The sequence below is a fragment of the Mesobacillus maritimus genome (genome assembly GCF_044803185.1).
Lineage (GTDB): Bacteria > Bacillota > Bacilli > Bacillales > Cytobacillaceae > Mesobacillus_B > Mesobacillus_B maritimus_B.
On sequence record NZ_CP085225.1, the window covers coordinates 1,960,518 to 1,977,907 of the forward strand.

The window sequence follows — 17,390 nt, forward strand, 5'->3', positions numbered from 1 at the left end:
CTACGACCAAGTCGAAAAGGGCGTTGGCAGAATAAAAAGCCAACGTCTTTTTGGTATTTAAGCAAAATGAGGGACAAGAGGTTTGACTGTATTAAGCGGTGGGACGATGTACCTGTCCCTGTGTCCCTAGACCAATAAGACAATTTGGCAAAAGGACATTTCAATTTGCAGTTTAGCATATATCCGATGCTTCGCTACGTATAATAAAACGGACAACAACGGAATTGTGAAAAGAAAGAGGTCTTGCTATGAAAGATACATTGATTCACATGAGGGATAAGCTGAATGATATTAGCCGGCGGAATCGTTCGATTCGGTTGCTGAAGCTTTATAATAAATGGAGTTTTGATTTAACGGAGCTTGATGAGCTCGAGGGCGGTGCGGTTAGTCATTCGATTGTAGAAAAAGTCATCAAGCAGTCGAAGAGTGATGTTTTGTTGTTGAAGCCGTCATTGAATGACGACCAATCGATGCTGATTTCACGAAAGCTGACCGATTTGAGCAGAAATATGAAAGGAATCGAAGAAGAAACAGGGGTTCATGATTTTTATTTAGGGTTTCCGTTTTTGTCGGGAACGTTGGCTGACGGTACGTTTTTTCAAGCGCCGTTATTTTTATATCCTGTCAGGCTCGAAAAGAACAATGTGAACGCACAGAAATGGGTGTTAAAGCAGGATGAAGGTGGGCCACAAATCAATCGCACATTGTTTTTAGCCTTTAAAAAGTTGAATAGCCTCACGTTTTCGGAAGAGTTTTTTGAAGAGGCGGCAGAAGTGGCAAAGAACTATGATTACCAAACCTGGCTGTCGTTTTTTTCAGAACGTGATATCCAGATTTCATTTACCGAAAATGGGCTGACCCGGCTAAAGCAATATAAAAAAGAGGAGATTCCAGAACTGGCGAATCTCACACTACTGGAGAATGCCGTGATTGGGAACTTTCCTCAAGGAAGCTCCTCATTGGTGAAAGATTATGAGGCACTCATTGAACGGTCAGAGGAAGGCGGTTTGTCATTGGCTGGGGAGCTAATTTCGCCTGATGATCAAGAAGTGGGCGAGGGCCTCGGAGACCAAACTAATGATGAGGAAAATACCAGAGAAAATCCAGACATCCTAAACCTATTGGAGGCGGACGGTTCTCAAGAGGAGATTTTAAAGGAAGCTCGTTATAAAAAAGGCATTGTCGTTCATGGGCCACCTGGGACAGGGAAATCGCAAGTCATTGTCAACCTAATCACAGATGCTCTGAAACAGGAAAAGAAGGTCCTTGTCGTTTGCCAAAAACGTGCGGCTTTGGATGTGGTCTACCAAAGGTTGGATGGATTGGGCTTAAGCAGTCATATTGCCCTCGTCCATGATGAGAAGAACGACCGGAAGAAGCTTTATAGTAAAATTTCCGCCGTTTTGGAACACAATCAGGTCACCTATGAGCAGGCTGTGCAATTTTTAGCATCGGTCTCCAATAAATTGTCTTCTCAAGAAGAATTATTAAATAGCATTGCGAATGCTTTGTACGAATATCAGGACTTTGGCTTCCGCTTGTACGATTTATATGGAAAAGCCAAACCGGTCGGAGAAACCTCACAAATTGTGGATTTAAATGATGTGCTGCCAAGCTTAAACCGAGACCTTTTAGACGATGTATCGGAAAAGGTGTTTACATACGCAGAATGGTATGAACGCTTTGGGGATGAATCGTATCCTTTAAAACAGAGGAAATCGTTTGCTGCGTTCAGTATGAAAGACAAACTTGAACTGATTGAATTAATGGACCAACTCATCGGAAAGGCCAGAAATTCGGTTGACTACCTAAATTCGCTTGACCACGAGAAGATTACACCGGCTTACACCTGGTTAATCCAAAATAAGCTTGATAAAATTTATCCTGACCTCGAGGAGGGAAACAAGCGAACCTTACAGGGATTGAGGTTATGGTGGTGGACCTCTTTCTCAGGAAAGTCGATTATCGAAGAGTTGATTGAAGGGGAGAAATTTAAAGGAACCAACTCAACGGAATGGTTGAAGGTGAAAACTTCCCTAATTACCATGCATCAGCTTGGCAAGGAAACGAAGAAAATGGCGGATGAAATTGAGCAGTTAAAACGATACTTTGACGATTCATTTGTGGATGGGCTGAAAACTCGGGTCTCCGAGGGAGATATTCCACTAAGTGAATTAGATAAAATGGTTGAGTACCTCCATCGTGATTTTGATGACCTGCAGCAAATGGATCATTATTGGAATAGCTGCACGGAACTAGAGAGGAAGGTAATCTCGAAATTACAAACGAAAACGAACAACACCGAGTTGGGGCTAGCTGACTTTTGGGTTGACCTTTTTAGGAATTCGGCCTATGTTCATTGGATTGACCAAACAGAACAGAAATATCCTCAAGTTCAGAAGGTCTCTACTAGTGAGTTTGGAAGGATTCGCGAATCGTTCGCCAATCTTATTGAGGAAAAACGGAAGGCGGCTACTCAGTATTTGATTCATACCCTGACATCCAATGTTGACCAAGCAAAGCAACACCATTTTAGACGCGTGAAAGAGCTGAAACACCAAGTAGGGAAGAAGCGAATGATTTGGTCGCTACGGAAATTGGTGAATGAATTTGCCCCCGATGGGCTGGTTGATATCTTGCCTGTATGGCTCGCCTCTCCTGAGATTGTGTCCTCAATCTTCCCGTTAAAAGAAGGACTGTTTGATCTTGTTATTTTTGATGAAGCGTCTCAATGTACAGTGGAAAGTGGGATTCCTGCTGTCTACCGGGCCAAACAATTGATTGTTGCCGGAGATGAGAAGCAACTTCCGCCATTTAATATGTTTCAATCATCGGTCGTGAATGAGGACGATGAGGAAGAACAACATGCACTAGATGATTCCGTCAGCTTGTTAAACCTTGCGCAAAGACGGTTTCCAGAAAAGATTTTACAATGGCATTATCGTTCAAAATACGAAGAGCTCATTAACTTCTCTAATCATGCTTTTTACAATGGCCATGTCCAAATTGCGCCCAATGTCGTTCCGTTTAAAACACCACCGGCGATGCAGTGGATGAAGGTGGATGGAAGATGGATTAATCAGTGCAATGAGGTTGAAGCTCTAGAAGTGATTAAAGCGTTAAAGGATATATTGGTGAAACGGCCAAACAAGACGGTTGGGATTATCACGTTTAACGCGAAACAGCAAACGAAGATACAGGATCTGATTGAAATGACTGCAGGAGAAGATGAAGAATTCAGCGCTGTTTACAATCAGACGATGGCCAGAGATTTAGATGAGCGCGTTTTTGTTAAAAACATCGAGAATGTCCAAGGGGATGAAAGAGACATCATTCTCTTCTCAATTGGCTATGCCAAGAATGAAGAAGGCAGAATCTACAATCGGTTTGGGATGCTGAATCAAAAAGGTGGAGAGAACCGGCTGAATGTTGCGGTTACTCGTGCGAAGGAAGAAATTATCGTTGTCTCTAGCATCGAGCCTGAGGAACTGAATGTGGCTAGCACGTCGCAGATGGGGCCAAAACTTTTAAAATCGTACTTGAAATTTGTAAAGGCTGTTGCGAATGCACAGACTGAACAAATCGACGCTGTGGTTCAAGAAATCAATGAAAACGTCAATACCCGTGTTCAACATCAAGACTTACACTTTGACTCTCCATTTGAGGAGCAAGTGTATAAGCAGCTACGGAATCTTGGATACGAAGTCACGACACAAGTGGGGATGTCAGGATACCGGATTGATTTGGCCATTGTTCATCCGAAGGACCCTTCGAGGTTTATTTTAGGAATTGAATGTGATGGAGCAATGTACCACAGCTCAGCAAACGCTAAAGAACGGGATGTCTATCGCCAGCGTTTCCTAGAAAGCAGAGGCTGGACGATTGAGCGAATCTGGAGTCGAAACTGGTGGAAAAATCCTTCAGCAGAGATTGAGCGAATCGGTCAGAAGGTGAAAGAGTTGTTGAAGAGTGGGGAAGTTAGGGAAAAGGTTGTGAATTAGGTGGGGCGGGGCAGTCTGGATTGGGTTATCCAGACTGTTTTTTATAGAAAGATTAGATAAGTAACATAATTACGTTAATCAATACAATCGTTAGAATTAAACCTAACGTTTGGGTAAGTACTATGTTACTTTTTTCGAAAAGCTAAATAATGCGATGACGAAACAAAGCATACTCAATGCCCAAACTACTCCAGAAATACCGATCTGGAGCGAAATTTCTTCTGAAGCCATTGGATGATTGAAGTCAAAGGCCATACCAGTCAATGCAAAATAGACCGCAATCGAAACAAATAATAAATGCAGGAAGGTCCAAATGTATCCTGAACGTTTATTTTTCACCCAAAGGAATATGGTAACTAAGATGGCAATCCCCATCACAATCGTAAATCCACCTATTAACAAACCCATAACTTCCTGTTCTAATGGTATAAGCCTACACCTCCACTTAAAATTTCATTTTAAATACAAAATTTCCCAATCTCTTTTACTTTAACATAGAAATTCCCGTTTTTATTAAGCAAAGGGTCGTAATCTTTGTTTATTTTGATAAGTTTTCGTTCAAAGCAGAGTTATTTGTGAAAAAGAGAGCATAGAATGCGTCCACTGTCTTGAGAAAGATTATTTCAATTAATTTTGGGAAAGGTAAAAATGGAAAAGAGTCGAGAGGATTGGAGGGAAAAGAATGAAGGAAGATTTTAAAGAGAAGCGAATAACCAATGATCAACACAAAATGAAGTCGTTCGTCGAATTGTCTGAAGAAATCACCAATAACCCAGAATTAGAAAATAGGCAACCAACACCTCAACCGAAAGACTTTGACGAAATTGAGTATTGATTGACTAGATGTGTGAACTTGAGGAGCAAAGGGATTTACCCTTTGCTGCTTTTGCTAAGTTTTGTTCGAAGGAAAGTGATTGTTTTATTTTGAAATGGGAGTATATCAATGCGTTCCCACTCTTCCTAGTAGAACTGGATTTTATAGATTTCCGGATTATAAAAAAACGTACATTCTAAAAAAGGCAGCGAAGTTCACCGCTGCCTTTTCTACAATCTAATTATCTACTGTCGACTGGAATAGCTGATTCAACTCGTCTTTGTTATGGATCATGTCTTCTAATGTATATCCATTTAGGACGTTGATAAATGCGAGAAAGGCTTCATAGAGTGCGTGCTTTAGTTTGCAAGCGGGAGAAATGGCGCAATAGCCGCCCTCCTGAAAACAATCAACAATATGGAAATCCTCTTCGGTTTTTGAAACAACGTCTCCGATATTAATCTCGTTTGGCTTCTTGGCGAGCTTGATACCGCCGTTCCGGCCGCGAATTGTCTCAATATAGCCAAGCTGACCAAGCTGATGAATAATCTTCATTAAGTGGTTTTTCGAAATACTGTAAACCTCAGAAATTTCTTTTATCGTGCTTAATTCTTCTTCCTTTTTTAATGCCAAAAATATTAAAACTCGTAAGGAATAATCCGTATAGTTCGTTAGCCTCATGCTAAAAATCCCCTTAACTCCCGTGAAATTGTATAGTTAGTTCCATTATATCATTTTTAAAAGGTTGTTTTCGTAAAGATTGTTGTTAAAATTGTAAAAATCTTAAAGCCGATTTTTACTACCTAAAGCCGATTTTAACGCAAGATAAGCTATTTTTTGTACGTCGTAGTTAGTTTGCAAGCTCTTTTCTCATAATATAAAAACTATTTTGCAGTGATACAAAGGTTAACCCATTCTATCTTGTATCCCAAACCCATCAAGAGAAAAGAGCCTTTTAAAAGAATGTGTTGAATGTGATGTAAATCTCTGATTCTGCTTAATTTGTGACAAATTTATGAAAGATGTATTTAAAATGTATCTTTTATTAGCGCTGTTATTATATTATAAACATGTAAATAAAATATATCTTTTATGAAAAAGGGGACGGAACCATGCTAAATGAAAAGACAATTGCAATTATTAAAAGTACGGTACCAGTGTTAGAAAAACACGGAAAGGACATTACAAGCCATTTCTATCAGCGTATGTTCAGTAATCATCCGGAACTTTTGAATATTTTTAACCATGCGAATCAAAGACAAGGGCGTCAGCAAACCGCATTGGCGAATGCTGTTTATGCAGCAGCAGCGAATATTGACAATTTAGGGGCAATTATTCCGGTTGTTAAACAAATTGGTCAGAAACACCGTGCATTAGGAATTTTACCAGAGCATTATCCAATTGTTGGAGAGAATCTATTAGGTGCAATTAAGGAAGTATTAGGAGATGCAGCGACAGATGAGATTATCGACGCTTGGGCGGAAGCGTACGGGGTAATCGCAGATGCATTCATTGGCGTTGAAGCGGAGATGTATAAAGAAGCAAAAGAGCAAGAAGGCGGTTGGGAAGGATTTAGATCCTTTGTTGTTTCAAATAAAGTGGAAGAAAGTAATGTCATCACTTCTTTTTACTTAAAACCTGAAGATGGAAAGGCGATTGCTTCTTATCAACCAGGACAATATCTGACTGTAAAAGTTCAGCCAGAAGGGGATAACTATACACATATTCGCCACTACAGCCTATCGGATGCGCCAGGAAAAGAGTATTATCGCATCAGTGTAAAACGCGAAGACAAGGGCGTTGTTTCAAATTACTTACATCAATCTCTTCAAGAAGGAGATAAAATTTTGGTGAGTGCGCCTGCCGGTGATTTCGTTCTTGAGCAAAAAGATACACCAGCTATCTTAATTAGCGGTGGGGTTGGATTAACACCGATGGTCAGCATGGTGAAAACGATTGTTGAACAGCAGCCAGAGCGTGGGGTAACGTTCATTCATGGTGCGCTAAACAGCACTGTGCATGCACTAAAAGAAGAAATCACGCAATTAGCAAACGAAAATAAAAATGTTAACAGCTTTGTCGCTTATTCTGAACCAACTGCAGAAGATCGTGGTGCGAAAAACTACGATAAAGAAGGATTCATTGATTTAGCGTGGTTAAAATCAATTGTGCCTAGCAATCAAGCAGACTTCTATTTCTGCGGACCACTGCCATTTATGCAAGTTGTTTATCGTGCGCTTAAAGAATGGGGTGTACCAGCAGAAAACATTCATTTCGAATTCTTCGGTCCAGCAAGTCAATTAGAAGAACCGGTTTCTACGTCAGTATCTAAATAAAATAGGGAGACATTGAGATCTGGCCCCCGCCGTGTTAACGCTTTAGTACACTGGGGGTCAGTGAGACAATGTTAATTCTATCATCCACAGGATCAAATCTCTTATTCATACTCTTGTCTAGTTGTTCCTCCATTTCGTTCATTCTTTCATCCATATGTGCTGTGCCTAAAGGAATTTCAATATATCTTGAATTCTTGTCTGTTCCATGCTATCATCTTTTTTGTTCTATAAAATTGTTATTTCTGTTTTCAAGATGTTTATCGTATGGCATTATCCATTTTTCCGTGGGACAATGAACCTGTCCCCTTGTCCCACATGGAACAAGGGAGCATTGTCCCAATATATAAATCCGCGGATGCGGTGGAGGTTCTAGCACCCCTCTTTAAAAAAACTAGATGAAGCGGTACTTCCATCTGGGGGTATCGCTTTTTCGATTTGAAGGGAGTATTTTTATAAATGTTAAAAGATGAAAAAGCGATTGTGGTGTTTAGTGGTGGTCAAGATAGTACCACTTGTTTGTTTTGGGCGTTGAAACAGTTTAAAGAAGTTGAGGCCGTGACGTTTGACTATAACCAAAGACATAGTCTTGAGATTGAGTGTGCAAAAAATATCGCAAATGAACTTGGTGTCAGGCACCATATTTTAGATATGTCCTTATTAAACCAACTAGCTCCTAACGCTTTGACGCGTTCAGATATTGAAGTGACAGAGGGGAGTGAAGGGGAGCTTCCTTCGACATTTGTTCCAGGTCGAAATCTGTTATTTCTAACCTTTGCCGGGGTCTTGGCAAACCAGGTAGGAGCAAAACATTTAGTGACCGGAGTATGTGAAACCGACTTTAGCGGCTACCCAGACTGTCGCGATGTGTTTATAAAATCCTTAAATGTCACATTAAATCTATCCATGGATTATGATTTTGTGATCCATACGCCTCTCATGTGGTTAAACAAGGCAGAAACATGGAAATTAGCAGATGAATTAGATGCATTTGACTTTGTTCGAGAAAAGACTCTCACCTGCTATAACGGTGTGATTTCGGATGGTTGCGGAGAATGTCCTGCATGTAAACTTAGACAAAAGGGTCTCGACGACTACTTGTCTGAAGTGAAGGAGAGGATCTAATGACAGAGTTTCGCATTGTAGATCAACTTCAAAAAATCGATGTTGATATTCATAGAAATCAGCTAAAATATCATTCAAAACGTGTGCTTGTAAGCAAGGAATTCACCTTCGACGCCTCTCATCATTTGCACAATTATGAAGGCAAATGTAAAAATCTTCACGGTCATACGTATCGAGTGATTTTTGGGATAAGCGGGTATGTCGATGACCGTGGATTAATGATTGATTTCGGTGATATCAAGGAGATTTGGAAGTCGGAAATTGAAATCTATTTAGATCATCGATATTTGAATGAAACGCTCCCACCTATGAATACAACAGCTGAAAATATGGTGGTTTGGATCTATGAGAAAATGCTAGATGCACTTAAAACAGAAGAAAATACGAAGAAATATAAAGGGGCAAGAGTCGAATTTGTTCGACTATATGAAACTCCGACAAGCTATGCCGAAGCGAGACGGGAGTGGATGGAACTTGAGTAAAATCCCGGTAATGGAGATATTCGGCCCAACGATTCAAGGGGAAGGAATGGTCATTGGGCAAAAAACCATGTTTGTTCGAACAGCAGGATGTGATTATTCATGTTCATGGTGTGACTCAGCTTTCACTTGGGATGGTTCTGGAAAACATTTAATCAAACAAATGGATGCTGATGAAATATGGAAAGAGTTAACACTACTCGGTGACGACCGTTTTTCCTTTGTAACCATTTCAGGAGGGAATCCAGCTTTATTAAAAAATCTAGATTCCTTCATCCTTTTGTTAAGAGAAAAAGGGATTAAGATTGGATTGGAAACACAGGGGAGCAAATGGCAAGACTGGTTTACCAACATTGATGAACTGACCCTGTCCCCAAAACCACCTAGCTCAGGAATGGAAACCGATTATGAGATGTTGGACACGATTACTCAGAGGTTAGAATCAATCAATAACTTCAGCTTAAAGATTGTTGTCTTTGATGAGAAGGATTTTGAGTACGCCAAAGATATCCATAAAAGATATCCTCGCGTGCCTTTCTTTTTACAGGTCGGCAATCAGGATAGCACGACAATGGAGCAGGACAAATTAGTACTAGACCTGATCAATCAATATGAATGGTTAATCAACAAAGTGGTAGAAGATTCAGAGATGAATGATGTTAAGGTACTTCCTCAACTTCATACGTACGTATGGGGGAATAAACGAGGAGTGTAACTAGGAGCAAAGGGGGACCACCCTTTGCTTCTTTTGTTTGAATAGAAAAGGGAGCATTGGGTACGTCTCCGCGCTTACCCCGTTACCTAACTTGGCTGGCTTACTCTAACTCTTACTCTTCTTCTATAGAGGCCGAATATGATCCCAGCTATTAGGATAACACAGGAGAATCCAATATAAATATTTCGATAAACCATTTCGAAAGCTAGACCTTCTTGAAGGGTCATGAGTAATGCGGAAATGGTTACTCCGAGTCCAGCACCGAAAAATTGCATTAATTGGAGAATGCCTATCCCTGAACCAATTTGTTCGGTTGGCAAGATCCTTGTTATCTCGTTCGAAATACTCGAAGAAATGGATGTAAAGCCAACGCTAGCAAGCATATAGATGAAAAGGATGAAATTAGGATTAACAGTAGAAAACCATGCAAATAGGATAGAGGCACTTACTAACAATAGCTGCCCAAAAATAATTAAGGGTGCATTCCCAAAACGGTCAATGAGTCTTCCGATAAATTGACCAGCAACCACGGCGATAACGGCTCCTGGAAAAATAATCATTCCTACCTCTGCTGCTCCTTTTTCGAAAACAGTTGTTAGAATGATGGGCATTAAAAACAGATTTGAAAAGTTGATGTAAAAAGCTGAACTATTAATAAAAAGGAGCTTTGTATATTGCTTGTTTCTGAGAAGAACGGGCGGAATAAACGGCTCTTCCGTCCTATGAAGATATTTCCACCAAATGGAAAAAAGTACGACTGTTCCTAATAAAATCCAATACGAAAACGTCGTTAGATACAGTAACAGACTTGTCACACTAAGTCCCGTAAGAATCGCGCCGAATAAATCAAAATGCCCTTTTTTAATTGCTTCCTTTGGCAATAAATTTAGGAAGAAAGGAATCGATAGGACAGAAATGATTGTGACAACGAAAAGATACTTCCAGCCTAAGTATTGAGTAATCACTCCCCCTAAAACAGGTCCTAACCCAAAGGCCAATGAGGCAGCTGAAGTAATAAAGGCCATCGCTTTTCCACGCCTTGATAAAGGGATATATCGTCCAGCCATGATCATGCTTAAACCCATAACGGCTCCTGCTCCAGCTGCTTGAAGAATACGAGCTCCTAAAAGAAACAAAAAATGAGTTGAAAAGAAACCGATTACTGATGCGATTCCAAATAAGAAAATTCCATGAAGTAGAAGTCTTGAGAGGGGAACAAAATCGGATAGTCGACCAAAAGTTAGCGTTGAAATAGCAAAGATGATGGAATAACCTGAAACCAGCCAAGAGGCCATAGATGAGTTTAAGGATAAGTCCTCAATGATAAAGGGTAAGGCAACATTAAACATGGTTGTATTCATGACCACCAGCAAAATGGTCAAACTCCATACTAAAATGAGTTTATTCTCATGAAAGGACACTGTGCTTTCCGGTTTGGAAGAAGCCGTTAGAATAGAAGACATTTGATCCCACCTACTTTTATCATTTTTATAAAAATGAACGCTAAATCGTTCTACTGTTGGATGACATCTAAAACGATTATTGCCCTCACATTGCATGGGCCTTCTTTTCACAAGAGGCCAGTCCTATGAATCTATTTTCACTCTTTTACCATTAGAATTCCCCTTCAAAACCATACACGAACTTGTCGAATGTGCGACGAGACTTTGTTTTTCATCATATACATGACATTCCAGCAATCCGACAGAGGAGCCTTTTTTAATCAATTGTCCCTCAGCTCGGAGTTTCGATTTAAAAATCGGTTTCATGAAATTTAATTTAATTTCCATCGTGGTAAAAAGTTCATCCTCTGCCAAGGTCGTCGCAAATGCATAGCCCATAGCGGCATCGGAAATATCACATAAAATCCCCCCGTGAAGTGTGCCCATCGGATTATGTAATCGTTCTGTGGCATCCATTTCAATCACAACTCTGCCTTCTTCAACATCTGTTACGTGAAAACCTAATACCTGTGCAACAGGCGAACCCGGGATTTCACCTTTGGCCATTTTTTTCAAGACCTCTAAATGATTCATTTCTTTTACCCTCCATATTTATAATAAGGTTATTTCTTTTTAGAACGTTCATTCTAAAAAGGCTAATCTAAGATGGCTAAAGTTGAATCAATGATGTTTTCTAACTTCTCTTTATCCTCTGTTGTTTTGCATAACACTCTAATCCCAATGAATGAATTATGAATAAATTGAGCGGCTTTTTCTAAATCAAGTTCCTCGGATATTTCTCCATTCCTTTGTCCCTGTACTAATAGCTCGTAGATGAATGATTCCGTCTTATTAAAACTTTTACGAATCCTGTCTGCAATTTTTTCGTCATGTAAGGATAATTCGACTGCAGTATTCACAATTAAACATCCTGGAGGCTTCTTTTCATTCGAAGAAACCGTCATTTCAAATAATCTTCTGATCGCTAATTTGGCAGATTGGGTCGGTCTAATTTCCTGCTCCATTTTTTTTTCCGTTGTTTCTTCGAAAAGTTGTAAAGTCCGTAAAAACAACGTCTGTTTATCCCCAAATGTATCATAAATGCTTCGTCGATGGATGTTCATATAGTCAACTAAATCCTGCATAGATGTTTTTTCATAGCCATTTTGCCAGAACAGCACCATGGCTTTCCGCAACACCTTCGCTTCATCAAATTCCTTGTGCCTGGCCATCGCTACACCTCCTTAAAAGAAGCTTATCATTATTAGAACGATTGGTAAAGAATATTCTGATTATTAAATAAAAAGTGAGACCAAGGATAGACATAGGGAACGGAGCATATTTGATTTATTTTAAAAAGGAAGCATACCGAATCTGGTGGGGGGAAGAACCAGGGATTTTAACAAAATAGCCTATTGACGAAAAAATGAAAAAAATTTACAATAGAGGAAACTACTAGGTAAAACAAAGTAGTTGTTTTTACATTCACTATCTTGCTTTACCAAATACTCAAGGGTTGCCTTATTTTTTAATTCACTATCTTGTTTTACCAAATACTCAAGGTGCCTTATTTTTTATCGTTCACTACCTTGTATAACAAGTTAGTGGGGAAAGGAAATCGATCATGTCAATAAGAAGCCAACTATTAAAAGGAATTTTGGACGGGTGTGTATTGGCTGTCATTGAAAAGGAGCCTGTCTACGGCTATGAGCTTTCACAGAAGTTGCTGAAGATTGGTTTAGCGGACGTGAGTGAAGGAACAATCTACCCGATTCTTTTACGGCTCCAAAAGAATGGACTCATTCGGGGGGAAATGCGACCTTCTGAATCAGGACCAAATCGCAAGTATTATTTTTTAACAGAAGAAGGGCAAGAGGCATTAGCCATCATTACCGAGGAATGGAAGCAAATCTCAAAGCCTGTGAGCGAATTACTGATTGGGAGGAGAGAAGGATGAATGCCAAGAAATTAATCGAAGAAAACAATCGGAAACGGGAATGCTTAACCCCGGAAAATGAAGCCTATTATAGTGATTTGCTGATTTATATTCGACTGCAGTTTACCCTATCCGAGCAGAAATCGGAAGAAGTCTTGATGGAATTGCTTGATCATTTACTGGATGGCCAAAAGGCTGGGAAAACAGCAAAAGACATATTTGGCGATGATCCAAGGGGCTATGCGGAGGAGATGATTGAACATCTTCCAAAGGAGGAAAAACGAGCACTTATTCCATATATAGGGGGAATCATTGGCGACATTCTCGGGTGGGTATTGATCATTAGAGGGGTGCTTTTCCTTGTTTTATCCCGATTTATAGAAGTGGACACACTGGTTCACCCTGTTACTGTGTTGGTAATGGCGCTTATCATTGCATGCCTTATCATGTTTACGGTTGTGTTTCTTTTTAAGATGGTCGAACGCTCCTTGTTTAAAGGAAAACGGAATACGCGTAAAGAAACCATTATTGCTGGACTCATCGGTGCAGGAGGTATGGCTGCTGTCCTACTCGTAACCAAATTTCTACCTGAAATGGGCCCGTCATTTGACTTCTCGTGGTGGGCATCCTGTCTCGTGGGTAGTGTACTTTTGGTCGCACTTTATGTGAGCAAGAAAATAAAAGGCTGTTTTCGTAAAGATTGTTGTTAAAATTGTAAAAATCTTAAAGCCGATTTTTACTACCTAAAGCCGATTTTAACGCAAGATAAGCTATTTCGTACGTAATAGGTGGTTTGCACGTCCTTTTCTCATAATTAAAAGGCTACTTTGTAGTGAAACAAAGCTTAATCCAACCTATTTTGTTTCCAAGTGCAACAAAGTTTGAGAAAAGAGCCAAATAAAAAGTGTGTAAGGAATGGAGGAGGAAATGATGCTTTCAGTAAAAAGTGAGGCGTTTATTGATAATCTGAGGATGTACTTAATGATGTCAGGAAAAAATGAACGTGAAATAAAAGAGCTAATCGAGGAATTAAAGGATCATCTCGTCGAAGTGGAGAAAAGCGGGAGAAAGATTGAGGATATCATTGACCTTACACCCGAACAATATATGGCTTCACTGAAAAAGGAAATGAGGACGGATTATAAACATTTATTCAAACTTCTTCCCATCTTTTTTCTTGGGGTCATTGCTTATTTCCTAATGGGTCCTGCCATAAGGGGGGAGTTTGCCTTAAATATCATACAGGTAATAGGGTTCCCCATTATCGCTATGTTTGGGCTTATCATCTATGTTTCCTTTTTACAAAAAGCGGGTCGGAAACAATATTCCAATAAGAAGTTCTTTATTGGGGGAATGATCGCAAGTTCAATTGTCACCGTCACAACCGTCCTCTTATTGGTTGTAAGTTCTATTCTGGTTGACCCGTTTTTTATCGGTGATTGGATAACAGATCTCATTGTCATTTTGATTTGCTGCTGTATTTTCGTCACAACAGCGGTTTGGAGTAAAACCTGGTTTCCTATTTGGCTCCCAGCGATTCTCTTTATTCCGGATGTGGTGTCCCGATTTTCGGATTGGAGTGTTGAAAGAATCCTTATCGTTCAATTGGCTTCCTTTGTACTGATGTTCGTAGTCCTCTTTTTGAATTTATGGAGAGAGGAAAGAAGGAAGAAAGCTAAGATTATTCCCAAATAAAAACCAGAAAAGGAAATACCGATTTTTTTTAGTAGGTTTTCCTTCAAGGGAAAGGGTTTATTCTATTTCAAAAGGAAGCCAATCACGACGTCCCCATGCTTGCTTCTATGTTAAAATGTGTAAGTATGTTTATTTGAAGGAGAGGAGCTGGAGATGGATGTATCATAACCCGACAGGGAAGGAACGCTTAGGGTTGGCTTTTCTTCTCAGTATGCTGGGAATATTAGGTCCTCTTAATATCGATATGTATTTGCCGAGCTTTCCAAATATTGCGGAGGATCTTGGTGTAGGTGCTTCCCTCGTGCAGCTAAGTTTAACGACTTGCTTGATTGGTCTGGCGGTTGGTCAGATTGTCGTCGGTCCCATCAGTGATGCTAGGGGGAGAAGAAAACCATTATTGGTTTGTATTTCTTTATTTGCAGTGTCTTCTCTATTATGTGCGCTCGCACCTAATATCGCGACCTTGGTTGTCGCAAGGTTTTTACAGGGTTTTACGGCTTCAGCAGGAATTGTCCTTTCACGTGCGGTTGTACGAGATGTATTTAGTGGCCGGGAACTGACGAAATTCTTTGCGCTTTTAATGGTCATCAATGCAACTGCTCCGTTAATGGCACCAATGGCTGGAGGAGCCATCTTGCTTTTGCCTTTTGCAAGCTGGAATACGATTTTTTATTTCTTAGCTCTAATTGGACTGATCATCGTTTTGACGACTGCGATGAAATTAAAAGAGACCTTACCACCTGAAAAGCGGACACCAAGCTCGGTTCGGCACTCTGTCCGCACAATGGGAAGTTTGATAAAGGACCGATCCTTTATCGGCTATGCGTTGACCGTTGGATTGATTCATGGTGGAAGCTTTGCTTATGTAGCGGGAACTCCTTTTGTTTACCAGGGGATTTATGAAGTATCTCCGCAGGTGTTTAGTATACTATTTGGGATAAATGGTTTAGCCATCATTACAGGTAGCTTTATGATTGGGCGCTTTAGTTCGTTCATTCATGAAAGAAGCTTGCTAAGAATCGCCGTTATTACGGCCGTAAGTGCAACTTCTGTACTCCTGATTATGACCATCATTAAAGGGCCAATTGCATCGCTTGTAATCCCTATTTTTATCTATATGACAACCATGGGGATGATCCTTACAAGCTCCTTTACACTAGCCATGGAGAAACAGGGACATAGGGCAGGAAGTGCGAGTGCCTTGTTAGGTCTACTGCCTCTGTTAATCGGTTCCATTGTCTCACCTCTTGTTGGAATCAACGAAACCACGGCCGTGCCTATGGGGGCAACCATGTTTATCACCTCATTGATTGGAGCAATGGCCTTCTTTACATTAACAAAACCCAAAGAAATTAAATCCAGCCTAAAATTAAAGATGGGGAACTGAAGGAAGCAAAGGGGATGTCCCCTTTGCTTCTTTAGTTTCGTTTTAGTGAGTATCATCGATGTATTTAGAAAGTGGAGCATAGGATATGTTCCTATGCTTCTTCTTTTTCCTCATAAAACAAGTGGATATGTTATAATAGAACTTGGTAATAGGTACTAATACTTGGTGTAAAAATATTCCGGCGCAGAAAATAATCCGAATTTTTACAGTTTTCGAGGAACTACTATTCACTAAAATTATAGAAATCATGTTTGGTTTGGGAGTTGTAAGAGGGATTATTAATGGGGCAGAGCTTCATTATCGAGGTGGAACGAACACTTTTTATCGATTGAATCATTTTATTAACTTTAAAATAATGGAGGCGTTACTTTGCTAACAAATCATTTAGACTTTAGATTGGAACCAAAACTGAAAGAAATGTACGAAGAACATAAAAAGCGGGCTGAAAAAATCGATTGGGGGTACCATGAGTTTTTGCCATGGGACAAGGCAATGGATTTCAGGCGTGTTCCTTGGGATGAGAGCCAAGTTACCCTGCCTAAATCAATCATTACAGCAGTTGAAACAGCGCTGTTAACAGAAGTGAATCTTCCTTGGTTTACTTCTCATTTGGACCAAACCTTTAAAGGCTCCTTATCCATTATTAAGGACTTTGTCCATACGTGGACAGCGGAAGAGGATCAGCATTCCAATTTGCTTGAAACCTACCTGTTAATCACCCGTAATGTAGACCCTAATCGACTTCACCAACTGCATAAACAAACTTTAGAGAATGGCTGGAATCCTGATTACGATACACCTTTCGAAACCATGGTGTATACCTCGATGCAGGAACTTGCAACGATGGTGTTTTATTATAATGTAGCCAAAGTAGCTGGTCCCCATGATAAGGATTTAGCCAGCATGCTTCGCCGCTTGGCAAAGGATGAGACCCTACATTATGCCTTTTACCGCGATGTGATAAAACTTCATCTCCAATTAGAGCCTAATTACTGTTACTATTTGGGGAATGTGATCAAGAACTTCCAAATGCCAGGTGCCGTGATGCCTGATTTCGAAGATCGGATGGCGATCATTGCTAAAGAGGCAAACTATGGTCCATTAGAATATTTCGACCAAGTTTTAGATGTCATTGTTGAGTACTGGGAGTTAGAAAAATTAAGACCGATTGCCCCAGAAGCGGAAAAAGCAAGGCTTGATATTTTAAAGTATCACTCCAGGTTGAAGAGAGTAAGAGATAGATATTATAAAAACAAGTAGTCCAAAAGAATCAGCAGAGTCATTTTGCTGATTCTTTTTTATACATTGGAAGCATTTGCCCACAGGAGAAGGAACCACATAACAGGTTTAAAAGTGATAAAATAGTGATTGAAGATTTGTCGTGTAAACATCTATAAAACTAAAGGCTTAAGTCGGGTTAGAAGCTGTACTTAGAAAATGGGCAACGCCTCTGCGACACCTCG

Annotated in this window: 16 protein-coding genes; 11 read left to right on the top strand and 5 right to left on the bottom strand. The window is 40.0% G+C overall.

The window, feature by feature from the left end; genetic code table 11:
* Positions 1-248: 248 nt before the first annotated feature.
* Positions 249-4,001 carry an AAA domain-containing protein gene (locus LG336_RS09285; protein WP_404332293.1) on the top strand — a complete coding sequence of 1,251 codons (3,753 nt, stop codon included), beginning with the start codon at positions 249-251 and terminating at the stop codon, positions 3,999-4,001.
* A 120-nt stretch (positions 4,002-4,121) separates the two neighbouring features.
* Here LG336_RS09285 and LG336_RS09290 read toward each other — a convergent pair whose 3' ends face one another.
* Entirely contained in the window at positions 4,122-4,409 is a 288-nt protein-coding gene (locus LG336_RS09290; RefSeq protein ID WP_404332294.1) for a hypothetical protein, read from the bottom strand.
* 274 nt (positions 4,410-4,683) lie between these two features.
* On the opposite strand from LG336_RS09290, the gene LG336_RS09295 reads away from it, so the two are divergent.
* Positions 4,684-4,836, top strand: a complete 153-nt coding sequence (locus LG336_RS09295; protein WP_404332295.1) for a hypothetical protein — start codon at positions 4,684-4,686, stop codon at positions 4,834-4,836.
* A gap of 216 nt (positions 4,837-5,052) precedes the next feature.
* On the opposite strand, the gene LG336_RS09300 is transcribed toward LG336_RS09295, so the two are convergent.
* Positions 5,053-5,496, bottom strand: coding sequence for an Rrf2 family transcriptional regulator (locus tag LG336_RS09300; protein ID WP_404332296.1), 444 nt, complete (start codon positions 5,494-5,496; stop codon positions 5,053-5,055).
* Between the two features lie 431 nt (positions 5,497-5,927).
* Between LG336_RS09300 and hmpA the strand changes: the two genes are divergently transcribed.
* The 4 genes from hmpA (at position 5,928) to queE (ending at position 9,467) form a co-directional block, all read left to right on the top strand.
* Positions 5,928-7,151: an NO-inducible flavohemoprotein gene (gene hmpA, locus LG336_RS09305; protein ID WP_404332297.1), complete on the top strand. Its 1,224-nt coding sequence runs from the start codon at positions 5,928-5,930 to the stop codon at positions 7,149-7,151.
* Between the two features lie 456 nt (positions 7,152-7,607).
* On the top strand, positions 7,608-8,273 hold the full coding sequence (gene queC / locus LG336_RS09310) for a 7-cyano-7-deazaguanine synthase QueC (RefSeq protein WP_404332298.1): 666 nt from the start codon (positions 7,608-7,610) through the stop codon (positions 8,271-8,273).
* A complete protein-coding gene (gene queD / locus LG336_RS09315; protein ID WP_404332299.1) occupies positions 8,273-8,755 on the top strand; it encodes a 6-carboxytetrahydropterin synthase QueD in 483 nt (160 codons plus the stop codon). Before queC ends, queD begins: the two co-directional genes overlap by 1 nt.
* Complete coding sequence (gene queE, locus LG336_RS09320) at positions 8,748-9,467, top strand: 7-carboxy-7-deazaguanine synthase QueE (RefSeq protein ID WP_404332300.1); 720 nt, start codon at positions 8,748-8,750, stop codon at positions 9,465-9,467. The genes queD and queE overlap by 8 nt, the downstream gene beginning before the upstream one ends.
* A gap of 86 nt (positions 9,468-9,553) precedes the next feature.
* Here the strand turns inward: queE and LG336_RS09325 are convergent, their stop codons facing one another.
* From LG336_RS09325 to LG336_RS09335, 3 genes are all read right to left on the bottom strand, one after another.
* Positions 9,554-10,930: an MFS transporter gene (locus LG336_RS09325; RefSeq protein WP_404332301.1), complete on the bottom strand. Its 1,377-nt coding sequence runs from the start codon at positions 10,928-10,930 to the stop codon at positions 9,554-9,556.
* Between the two features lie 123 nt (positions 10,931-11,053).
* A complete protein-coding gene (locus tag LG336_RS09330) occupies positions 11,054-11,503 on the bottom strand; it encodes a PaaI family thioesterase (protein ID WP_404332302.1) in 450 nt (149 codons plus the stop codon).
* Positions 11,504-11,565: 62 nt separating this feature from the next.
* Positions 11,566-12,141: a TetR/AcrR family transcriptional regulator gene (locus LG336_RS09335; RefSeq protein ID WP_404332303.1), complete on the bottom strand. Its 576-nt coding sequence runs from the start codon at positions 12,139-12,141 to the stop codon at positions 11,566-11,568.
* A 392-nt stretch (positions 12,142-12,533) separates the two neighbouring features.
* Here LG336_RS09335 and LG336_RS09340 point away from each other — a divergent pair, with 392 nt between their 5' ends.
* From LG336_RS09340 to LG336_RS09360, 5 genes are all read left to right on the top strand, one after another.
* Positions 12,534-12,866 (top strand): PadR family transcriptional regulator, encoded by a 333-nt coding sequence (locus LG336_RS09340; RefSeq protein WP_404332304.1) that lies wholly within the window; start codon positions 12,534-12,536, stop codon positions 12,864-12,866.
* Positions 12,863-13,555 (top strand): DUF1129 family protein, encoded by a 693-nt coding sequence (locus LG336_RS09345; RefSeq protein ID WP_404332305.1) that lies wholly within the window; start codon positions 12,863-12,865, stop codon positions 13,553-13,555. Before LG336_RS09340 ends, LG336_RS09345 begins: the two co-directional genes overlap by 4 nt.
* A 217-nt stretch (positions 13,556-13,772) precedes the next feature.
* Positions 13,773-14,540, top strand: a complete 768-nt coding sequence (locus LG336_RS09350; RefSeq protein ID WP_404332306.1) for an HAAS domain-containing protein — start codon at positions 13,773-13,775, stop codon at positions 14,538-14,540.
* Positions 14,541-14,697: 157 nt separating this feature from the next.
* Entirely contained in the window at positions 14,698-15,927 is a 1,230-nt protein-coding gene (locus tag LG336_RS09355; protein WP_404332307.1) for a Bcr/CflA family efflux MFS transporter, read from the top strand.
* Between the two features lie 369 nt (positions 15,928-16,296).
* Entirely contained in the window at positions 16,297-17,187 is an 891-nt protein-coding gene (locus LG336_RS09360; RefSeq protein WP_404332308.1) for an acyl-ACP desaturase, read from the top strand.
* The last annotated feature ends 203 nt before the right edge of the window (positions 17,188-17,390 follow it).

Excerpts from the sequence above, each read along its gene's own strand:
- LG336_RS09335 (WP_404332303.1), bottom strand. The coding sequence starts at position 12,141 with ATGGCCAGGCACAAGGAATTTGATGAAGCGAAGGTGTTGCGGAAAGCC.
- LG336_RS09290 (WP_404332294.1), bottom strand. The coding sequence starts at position 4,409 with ATGGGTTTGTTAATAGGTGGATTTACGATTGTGATGGGGATTGCCATC.
- LG336_RS09300 (WP_404332296.1), bottom strand. The coding sequence starts at position 5,496 with ATGAGGCTAACGAACTATACGGATTATTCCTTACGAGTTTTAATATTT.
- LG336_RS09325 (WP_404332301.1), bottom strand. The coding sequence starts at position 10,930 with ATGTCTTCTATTCTAACGGCTTCTTCCAAACCGGAAAGCACAGTGTCC.
- hmpA (WP_404332297.1), top strand. The coding sequence starts at position 5,928 with ATGCTAAATGAAAAGACAATTGCAATTATTAAAAGTACGGTACCAGTG.
- LG336_RS09285 (WP_404332293.1), top strand. The coding sequence starts at position 249 with ATGAAAGATACATTGATTCACATGAGGGATAAGCTGAATGATATTAGC.
- LG336_RS09295 (WP_404332295.1), top strand. The coding sequence starts at position 4,684 with ATGAAGGAAGATTTTAAAGAGAAGCGAATAACCAATGATCAACACAAA.
- LG336_RS09330 (WP_404332302.1), bottom strand. The coding sequence starts at position 11,503 with ATGAATCATTTAGAGGTCTTGAAAAAAATGGCCAAAGGTGAAATCCCG.
- LG336_RS09355 (WP_404332307.1), top strand. The coding sequence starts at position 14,698 with ATGTATCATAACCCGACAGGGAAGGAACGCTTAGGGTTGGCTTTTCTT.
- LG336_RS09345 (WP_404332305.1), top strand. The coding sequence starts at position 12,863 with ATGAATGCCAAGAAATTAATCGAAGAAAACAATCGGAAACGGGAATGC.
- queC (WP_404332298.1), top strand. The coding sequence starts at position 7,608 with ATGTTAAAAGATGAAAAAGCGATTGTGGTGTTTAGTGGTGGTCAAGAT.
- LG336_RS09340 (WP_404332304.1), top strand. The coding sequence starts at position 12,534 with ATGTCAATAAGAAGCCAACTATTAAAAGGAATTTTGGACGGGTGTGTA.
- queD (WP_404332299.1), top strand. The coding sequence starts at position 8,273 with ATGACAGAGTTTCGCATTGTAGATCAACTTCAAAAAATCGATGTTGAT.
- LG336_RS09350 (WP_404332306.1), top strand. The coding sequence starts at position 13,773 with ATGATGCTTTCAGTAAAAAGTGAGGCGTTTATTGATAATCTGAGGATG.